The organism is Gryllotalpicola sp. CP2-P1 (assembly GCF_057512245.1).
The window spans coordinates 1-6,966 of sequence record NZ_JBLRDT010000137.1 but is presented as its reverse complement, the minus strand read 5'-3'; the positions used below and the strand labels follow the sequence as shown (position 1 = coordinate 6,966).

Below are 6,966 nucleotides of genomic sequence, written 5' to 3'. Positions count from 1 at the left end.
GTCGCCGGCTCGTGGGACGCGCCACTTGGCGTGGCGCTGAAGCACAGGTGGTTGACAGCGGCGCAATCCGACGCGCTGCGCACAGGTCTGGGGAATCCGCGCGCCCTCGAGCTGCACGACGCGTGGCGGGCCGCCGTGCTCGAGCTCATCGACGACTGCTGGGCCGGGCACTGGAGCCCGGAAGACCTCGCGCGCGCCGCCAAGCGCATGCGCGCGAGCCTCGATTCGGCGCAGGCCGCGGCCGAGGCACGACGGCGATACGAGCTGCGCTCGTTCACGCGAACCGTCCGCTCGAGCGGCATGGCGCACTACGACATCGATCTCGACCCTGAGTCCGACGCGAGGTTCTACGGGCCGATCAGGCGCCTGCTGTCGCCCCGCTTCGGCGGCCCGCGGTTCACGAGTGAGGCCGACAAGGCGGCCGCCGAGCAGGTCGAGTCCGATCCGCGGTCGAACGCGCAGTTGCAGGTCGACACCCTGCTCGACCTCATCGACCGCGCGGTTTCGAACGATTCCGGGCAGCTGTTCAAGACCCGCGAGCCTCAGGTGACCGTCGCCGTCACTGCTGACGACCTCAGGAAGGCGCGCGGCGCAGAAGACGTGCTGCGACGACACCATGCCGGCGACCACACCGCCTGCCCTGCCGCAGGGCCGGGCGATCTCGGCAGCGCGAAGGCGGTCGCGGATGGCGCCGGCACGGCGGGCAGCAACGAGAACGTCGGCGACGCCGAGATGGCGGGCAGCGCCGACAATGCCGGCGGCACCGGGAACGCCGCCGACGCGCGCTCCGCCGGCAGCGCTGGTCGCGCGCGGAACTCACAGGGAGCTGCTGGCGCCGTGTTCGGCACCACTGCGTGCCCGGGGCCAGACACCGGCGTCGCGTTCGTCGAGGGTCGCGACGAGCCCATCGCGGCCACCGACGCACTGCGCATGATCTGCAGTACCGGATTCACGCCTCTTCTCTTCGACCCGAGCGGCCAGACGATCGACCTGGGCAAAGACCAGCGCTTCTTCACGGCTCGCCAGAGGCGAGCGATCTCCGTGAGAGACGGCGGTTGCATGTACCCGGGCTGTGACCGGCCGCCGGGCGATTGCGAATATCACCACATCAACCCCTGGGCGCAGCACCCCAGTCATCGCACGTCGGAAGTCCGCGACGGAATCCTGCTCTGCCGCCGACATCACAAGATGGTTCACGACCACGGGGCGAAGATCGCCCGCAGCGAAGGCACCTACACCCTCATCTGGCCCGGCAAGGAAGCCGTCGTGCTGCACTCCAAGTCAGGCGCCCGGCTGCAGCTCCGACTGCGCGCGTGACGGCGGCTGCGTTAGCGGTGGCGGCGACGGCGACGCCGGCGAGGGTGACGGCAGCTTTTCGCATCTTGTGCCGCATGCTGTCAAGGCCTGTTTTCGCCGCGACCCGCTCAGTCACCCTCGTCCTGGGAGAGTTCATAGCCAAGGGGGAACATCATGAGCCTGGTCAGCACGACGCTTCACCGCCTTTCCAGAGCAGTCCACGTCGCACCCGCGGTCACGCTCGCCGACGTCGAGGTCGTTGCTGTCGGCGACGGCGACTGGCGCATCAGCCTTCCGGGCGGCAGCCCGTTCGCCCTGCTGGGCTTCGTCACCCTGAGCGACGGCCGCTACCGCGTGCAGTCGCTCACCCGTCCGTTCGCCGAGTTCGAGGCCGACTCCCTCGAGCACGCGATCGATGCTCTGCGCCCGCCCGCTGCGGATGCCTCGGCGATCCTCGCAGGCATTCGCCCGGCACGCGCCGCGTAGGGCTCGGGCCGGCACCCAGCGTCCGACCCGAGCAGGCGGGCGGATGCCTGAGCGTCGGTCGCAACGCGGAAGGGTCGCTCCATCACGCGAGCACCCTTCCGCGTTCGCGTGTCGCGGCGGCCGCAGGTTCGGGGCGAGATGGCCGCGGCGTTGCAGGCCGAGGGCTCATGGGCCACGGGCGCGCGGCCCAACGGCGCGTGGGGTAGCGCGTCGACAGCAGGTGCGTCGGCCACGAGGGTGCGAGCCGCGGGGCAGCGGGCGACCGAGCGCCGCGCAGCGTGCGGACTGGCCATCTTGCCGCGTCGAGAAAGCCGCCTGAACGCCGGGCAGCGTGCGGACTGGCCATCTTGCCGCGCCGAAAAAACAGCCTGGGCCCGCGGTGCTGGCGGCCGACGGCACGCACGCGCATTCTGACCCCATGAGCGACGACGACGACAGCGAACGGGACGCCGGCAGCACTAGCACCGGCACCGGCACCGGCACCGGCACCGACACCGGCACCGACCCTCAGCACGGGGTTCCCGAACACCCCGGCATGGGGCCGACGCGACGACTCGAGGCGCTGATAGACGGGGTGTTCGCCATCGTGATGACGATCATCGTGATCGAGATCGAGCTGCCCAAGCACGCCGCCGAGAGCCTGCTTGCCGAGCTGGGCGGCAACGTTCCCACCCTGCTCGGCTATGCCCTCGTCTTCGTGACGCTCGGCACCGTGTGGTTCGGCAACCGCACGCAGAGCGACTTCGCGCGCTATGCCGACCACCCCTTCGTCTGGCTCAACCTGCTCATGCTGATGCTGGTGGCGTTCGTGCCCTACACCGCCAACCTGCTCGCGCACTACCCCACCGAGCGGGTCGCCGTCGTGACCTACGGGGTGCATCTGACCGCGATCACCGCCGTGCACGGGTCCCTGTGGTGGTACCTCACGGCCCACCCCTGGCTACTGCACGCAGGGCTCACGAAGCCGTACCGCTCGCGCTCCCGGTTCCCGGCCTTCACGCTCGCCGTCGGCTTCGCCGCGGCGACCCTGCTCGGGCTCGCCTGGCCGATCGCCGGACTCATCGGCTACCTGCTCGTGCCCGTTCCCTATGTCTCGGGCCTGTACTACCGATGGCTGACCTCGCTCGCGAAGTCAGAGACCGACCGGGAAGAGGCCGCCGAGTGACGAGCGGCCGACCGGCTCACGGCGCGTACGCCTGCGCGGGCCAGCGCAGCAGCGCCGCGACCGGTGCGTGCGCCGGCAACTCATCGGCCGGCACGACCATCACGGTGGCATCCGTCAGCACGGCGGCACGCACCAGCCCCACCGACGCGCGCACGCGCCCCACGATCTCGGCCTCGCCCGCGTCCTCAGGGGCGCTCGCGACCCAGGGCGCGCGATCCAGCACGTAGACGCGGCGGCCGTCGAGCTCGTCGTTCGCGTGCGCGTCCCCGGCGCCGTCGACGAGCAGCAGCAGCTCCACCTGCGACTGCTGCAGCGCATGCACCACCTCGCCGACGCCGAGCGCCTCGACCGGGCTCTCGCCCGCGGCGCGCGGCCGGATCAGCTCGTGCGCCCGCTCGCGCAGCGACGACAGCTCGTCATCGATCGCGGCCCCGATCTCGGTGTCGAGACGCTTGCTCGAGGCATCCGACGGCCGCGCATCGACGGGCACGCCGCGCGTGATCTCCCGCGTGCCGGCACTCAGCTTGCCGAGGAAGAGCGCGAGCCCCGCCTCTTCGCCCGCGGCGACGACGAACCTGGGGTGGCGCTCCGAGACCAGCGCGTCGACACGGGCGGCGACCTCGCCCTCGTTGTGCGTCCACACGTCGACGACGTGGCGCTGATAGTTCGCCTCGGACCAGCCGCCCGCGCGCACCTTCTGCAGCGTGTCGGCACGCCCCTGCACGTGCTCGCGGGCCTGCGGCTCGTCCGACCCGGTCGTGCACAGCAGCACGTCGCCCGCATCGTGGCCGACCAGCACGACGAGGTACTCGAACGCGACCGGCCGGTGTCTCACGAGCGGCACGAGGTCGGGAACGGGGCCGAACTCCGCGAACTCGCCGACGCGGACCGCGCCCGGAAGCCCGCGGTCGAAGCGCACCTCGCCGCCCCGGGCGAGCACCAGGCGGGATGCCGGTGCCGACACACCCGTGGGCGCGGCCAGCGCCTCGACGATCGCGTCGATGTCGGCGCGCGGTGCGCCGGCCTGCTCAAGGGCGTGCGCGATGCTGTTGCGCTTCGACGCCGCCTGGCCGCGCGGGTCGGCCGTGTCCCCGGATGCGTCGACGTACACCGACGCCCACGGGCCGGATTCCTCGTAGAGCTCGCGCATGCGGTCTGCCATTCGATCTGCCTCCTCGGTGAGTGAGCTGCGCGCTGAACCGCCGAGCTACGCGTCCTCGCGCTCGGGGTTCTCCAGCTGGAAGAAGTTGGACTGCGAGCCGTCCGACTTCGTCTCCTGATAGATGAAGTTGAGCTTCCGCTCGTCGAAGGTGCGGAACCAGCCGTCCCAGTCGAGGTGCTCGAGTCGCTCGGAGTCGCCGCCGAAGTCGAAGCGCAGCACTCCGGCGCGGTCGCCGTGCTCGGTTCCGCTCACGGTCGCAGGCACGGCGTTGCGGGCCTGCGCCCACTGCCTGATCATCTCGTGGTCGGTGGTGACGAGGCTGCGGCCGTCGCGCTCCGGCTTGTCGCCCGGCGACGTGATCTCCTGCGAGTACTTCAGCGAGTCCGACGAGTTGTCGCTGGTGTTGATCGTGGAGGCCATGAGGTCATCTCCTTCGCTTGTCGATTCCCCCGGGCCGTACCCGCCGTCTCGAGCCGCTATTCGCGCTGCCCGGCGTCGCCGCCGCCGAGGTGCAGAACGTTCTTGGCACGCTGCAGCGCCTCGGCTCCCAGCGCCTCGGCCGAGTCGACCACCGCGCCGACGCGCAGCGGATCGCCCTTGGCCAGAGCCGCGAGGGTGTTGTTGCGGTACTCCTTCGAGATCTTCGGGGGAAGCGGCGGTGCGTTGCGCGTGACGTAGGCGTCGATGAGCGTGACACCGTCGTAGCGCAGCGCGTCGTCCCACGCGGCCGCCGCCTCGTCGTCGGAGCGCACCCGGATGCCGCGGAAGCCGAGCAGCTCGGCATAGCCCGCATAGTCGACCGACTCCACGTCCTGCGAGCCCGCCCAGACCGGGTTCGCGTCCTCCGTGCGCATCTCCCACGAGACCTGCGCGAGGTCGTCGTTGTGCATCACCGCGACGATGAGCTGCTTGTCCGGCCAGCGCGAGAGGTACTTCTTCACCGTGATCAGCTCGTTCATGCCGAGCATCTGGAAGGCGCCGTCGCCGATCGTGCAGATCACGGGCCGGTCGGGGTACGCGAACTTCGCCGCGACGGCATACGGCATCGCGGCGAGCATGCTCGCGAGGCGGCCGGACAGGTCACCGCGCATGCCGCGCCGCAGGCGGATGTGGTGCGCGTACCAGTCCGCCGTCGTCCCGGCATCCGCCGTCACGATCGCGTTCTCGGGCAGGCGCTCGTTCAGCTCGAAGAAGACGCGTCGCGGGTTCACGCCGTCGGGGAAGTCGACCATCGCCTCTGCGCGCATCTCCTTCTCCCAGTTCTGGAAGCCCTCGGCGACGCCCTGCTGCCAGCTGAGGTCGCTCTTCTGCTCGATGAGCGGCAGCAGCGCGTCGAGCGTCGCCCCGACGTCGCCCCAGAGGTTCGCCTCGGTGGGGTAGCGCACGCCGAGCTGCTCGGGCTTGAGGTCGATCTGCACGGCGCGGCACTGGCCGCTCGCGGGCAGGAACTCGCCGTAGGGGTAGTTCGTGCCGAGCAGCACGAGCGTGTCGCACTCCTTCATCTGCGCAAGGCTCGGCCGCGTGCCGAGCAGCCCCAGCTGCTGGGTGTGGAACGGGATGTCGGAGGGCACGACGTCCTTCCCGCGCAGCGCCGTGACGATGCCGGCGCCTGCCTTGTGCGCGAGCTCGATCACCTGGCTGGTCGCGCCGCGCGCGCCCGCGCCGACGAGCAGCGTCACCTTGCTGCCCGCATTGATCACGGATGCCGCAGCCGAGAGCGCCGCGGGAGCGGGGACGATCCGCGTCGTGGCGGGGGCCGAGCTCGAGCGCGACACCCAGTGAGCGGCGCCGGGCTCTGCGGCATCCATCGCCTGCACGTCGTGCGGCAGCACGATGACCGCCGGCTGCAGGCGGGCCTGGGCCGTGCGGAATGCGGTGTCGACGACGGCCTCCGCCTGCTGCGGCGACACGATCGTCTTCACGTAGCACGCGACGTCGGCGAAGACCCGCTCGAGATTGCTCTCTTGCTGAGTGAACGTGCCGAGGGCGTCGAGGCCCTGCTGGCCGACGATCCCGACGACGGGGACGTTGTCCATCTGGGCGTCATAGAGCCCGTTGATCAGGTGGAACGCTCCGGGGCTCGACGTCGCGACGCACACCCCCACCTCACCCGTGAACTTGGCGTGCGCCGTCGCCATGAAAGCGGCGATCTCCTCGTGGGTGGGGCGGATGTACTCGAGCCCGTCGCCCTTCACATCGAGCGTGCCGAGCGCGCCGTCGAAGGCGCCGATGCCGTCGCCCGGGTAGCCGAAGACGCGGGTGACGCCCCATTCCTTGACGCGGTCGATGATGAATTCGCTGACGGTCTTGGCCATGACGGGTCCGTACCCAGCTGCGAGTCAGGCCAACGCCACCTCGACGCGGCCGCCGGAGACGCGGGCACGGAACTGCGGCTGGGGCGCGGTGGCGGGGCCATGCACCACGGCCCCGTCTTCGAGGGCGAAGGTGCTGCCGTGCCACGGGCAGGTCACGCACGGCCCGAGGCCCGGCTCATCGCTCAACTCGCCCTCGTGCAGCGGGCCGGAGAGATGCGAGCAAGCATCCGCCAGCGCGAGCACGCGCTCGCCGTCCCGATAGAGCAGCACCGGCACGTTGCCGACGAGCCGCTGCCGCAGCTGACGCTCGGGCAGCTCGCTGAGCAGCCCGAGATCGTGCCAGCCCTCCGGCGCGAGATGGGGCACGGATTCGGTGTGATTGGCGCCCATCGCCTGGCGGTAGGCGAGATGGCCGCCCAGATAGCCGCCGACGGATGCCACGACCAGACCGGCGAGGGCGAGGCGCTTGCCCGCCGTGCGCTTGCCGCCGAGGCGGGCGAGGAAGGAAGCGCCGTAGAGGGCGACGGCGACGGTGTTCGACG

7 protein-coding genes are annotated in these 6,966 nt (G+C 70.9%); 3 read left to right on the top strand and 4 right to left on the bottom strand.

The genetic code is table 11. The annotated features are described in order from the left end of the window. The 3 genes from ACM2XV_RS10835 to ACM2XV_RS10825 form a co-directional block, all read left to right on the top strand. On the top strand, positions 1 to 1,317 hold a 1,317-nt coding region (locus ACM2XV_RS10835; RefSeq protein ID WP_487026936.1), incomplete at its 5' end, for an HNH endonuclease signature motif containing protein. A 153-nt stretch (positions 1,318 to 1,470) separates the two neighbouring features. Further along, a complete protein-coding gene (locus ACM2XV_RS10830) occupies positions 1,471 to 1,782 on the top strand; it encodes a hypothetical protein (protein ID WP_344774344.1) in 312 nt (103 codons plus the stop codon). Positions 1,783 to 2,200: 418 nt separating this feature from the next. Then, entirely contained in the window at positions 2,201 to 2,947 is a 747-nt protein-coding gene (locus ACM2XV_RS10825; protein ID WP_487026935.1) for a TMEM175 family protein, read from the top strand. Positions 2,948 to 2,963: 16 nt separating this feature from the next. Here the strand turns inward: ACM2XV_RS10825 and ACM2XV_RS10820 are convergent, their stop codons facing one another. From ACM2XV_RS10820 to ACM2XV_RS10805, 4 genes are all read right to left on the bottom strand, one after another. After that, positions 2,964 to 4,109, bottom strand: coding sequence for a baeRF2 domain-containing protein (locus ACM2XV_RS10820; protein WP_487026934.1), 1,146 nt, complete (start codon positions 4,107 to 4,109; stop codon positions 2,964 to 2,966). 45 nt (positions 4,110 to 4,154) lie between these two features. Then, the gene (locus tag ACM2XV_RS10815; protein WP_487026933.1) at positions 4,155 to 4,529 is read right to left on the bottom strand and encodes a hypothetical protein; all 375 of its coding nucleotides are present in this window, start codon (positions 4,527 to 4,529) and stop codon (positions 4,155 to 4,157) included. A gap of 56 nt (positions 4,530 to 4,585) precedes the next feature. After that, positions 4,586 to 6,424 (bottom strand): thiamine pyrophosphate-requiring protein, encoded by a 1,839-nt coding sequence (locus tag ACM2XV_RS10810; protein WP_487026932.1) that lies wholly within the window; start codon positions 6,422 to 6,424, stop codon positions 4,586 to 4,588. 24 nt (positions 6,425 to 6,448) lie between these two features. Beyond that, positions 6,449 to 6,966, bottom strand: a 518-nt coding sequence (locus tag ACM2XV_RS10805) for a Rieske (2Fe-2S) protein (RefSeq protein ID WP_487026931.1), incomplete at its 5' end; no start/stop codon positions are given.

What these genes read in the sequence shown, in the direction of transcription:
- ACM2XV_RS10830 (WP_344774344.1), top strand. Translation starts at nt 1,471, where the DNA reads ATGAGCCTGGTCAGCACGACGCTTCACCGCCTTTCCAGAGCAGTCCAC.
- ACM2XV_RS10825 (WP_487026935.1), top strand. Translation starts at nt 2,201, where the DNA reads ATGAGCGACGACGACGACAGCGAACGGGACGCCGGCAGCACTAGCACC.
- ACM2XV_RS10820 (WP_487026934.1), bottom strand. Translation starts at nt 4,109, where the DNA reads ATGGCAGACCGCATGCGCGAGCTCTACGAGGAATCCGGCCCGTGGGCG.
- ACM2XV_RS10815 (WP_487026933.1), bottom strand. Translation starts at nt 4,529, where the DNA reads ATGGCCTCCACGATCAACACCAGCGACAACTCGTCGGACTCGCTGAAG.
- ACM2XV_RS10810 (WP_487026932.1), bottom strand. Translation starts at nt 6,424, where the DNA reads ATGGCCAAGACCGTCAGCGAATTCATCATCGACCGCGTCAAGGAATGG.